At 55.2% G+C, this 230-nt stretch carries 1 protein-coding gene; it reads right to left on the bottom strand.

Going from position 1 to position 230, the window contains the following annotated elements; translation table 11 throughout:
- The coding region (locus A3761_RS28925; protein ID WP_156491612.1) for a hypothetical protein at positions 1 to 230 on the bottom strand (230 nt) is incomplete at both ends.

The raw sequence follows: 230 nt of genomic DNA, 5'->3' as shown, positions 1-230 counted from the left end.
AGCATATTGCCGGCGACCAGATCCAACCGAGCTTGGTCTAAGATCCGGGCTAACCGTTGCGTTTTGTCGGTGCCTTCCATGCGCAGACAGCAAAAGAGCGACCGTAACAGGCCGGTTCGCAATGTGGATTCCGTGTCCAGGTGTTGCCAGAACGCTTCCTCCGCTGACTGTTTCTGATTGCTCAGGTATCGGCAGACCGAGTTCAGGTCGTTGGCACTGAGAAACTGGAA

The sequence above is a fragment of the Oleiphilus sp. HI0123 genome, assembly GCF_001635315.1.
The sequence above is the reverse complement of the archived record's forward strand: the minus strand, read 5'-3'. Positions and strand labels throughout refer to the sequence as shown.